The sequence below is a fragment of the Streptomyces sp. NH27 genome (assembly GCF_056859195.1).
In genome coordinates this window covers 1-775 of sequence record NZ_JACEGK010001033.1, presented here as the reverse complement: position 1 = coordinate 775, position 775 = coordinate 1, and the positions used below count along the sequence as shown (strand labels likewise).

Sequence of the window (775 nt, the reverse complement as noted above, 5' to 3'; positions counted from 1 at the left end):
GACACGCCGGCAGGAGCGATCCCGTGCTCATCAACCACGACACCAGGTGCGCACTCGACTGCGTGGTGGACCTGGTCAACTCCGCGCCGCAGATCGCGGGCCGCGAGTGCCTGCACGACGTCGCCGATCTGCGGGCCTTCGTCGAGCGGCACAAGGTCAGCGATATCGCCGGGTTCGACCAGAGCGACATCGGCGCGGTCCACGCGGTCCGCGAACGGTTCACCCAGCTGTTCGCCGCGCCCGACGACCCCAGCGCCGTGGCCGCGCTCAACGAGATGATCGCCGAGGCTGGCACCACCCCCCGGCTCACCGACCACGACGGCTACGACTGGCATGTGCACTACTTCTCGCCCGGTGCCTCCCTGGCCACCCACGTCGCCGCGGACTGCGGGATGGCGATCGCCTTCCTGGTGCTGGCCGGCGAGCGGGAGCGGCTGCGTCGCTGCGACGCGCCGACCTGTCGCCGCGCCTTCGTGGACCTGTCCCGCAACCGCTCCCGCCGCTACTGCGACAGCCGCACCTGCGGCAACCGGCTGCACGTCGCCGCGTACCGGGCCCGCAGGCGCGAGGCGGAGGAAGCCGGGCCCGCGCAGCACGACGGCGGCCACGGGCCGCAGGAGGACCGCGCCGGGCGCCCCGCCGAGCACGCGGGGTCGGCCGGGGCCGGACCGGACACCGCGGGGGCCTGACGCGCCGCGGGGAGCCCTGACCCGGCCCCGGACCGGCCGGCACGGGCCCCAGCTCAGCTCAGGCCAGTCTCGGCCCGGCTCAGGCC

Annotated in this window: 1 pseudogene; it reads left to right on the top strand. The window is 75.2% G+C overall.

The features are described 5' to 3' along the window. Nucleotides 1–23 precede the first annotated feature (23 nt). Nucleotides 24–572: pseudogene (locus AC13HU_RS37860) on the top strand (CGNR zinc finger domain-containing protein); the annotation flags it as partial. Nucleotides 573–775: the final 203 nt, after the last annotated feature.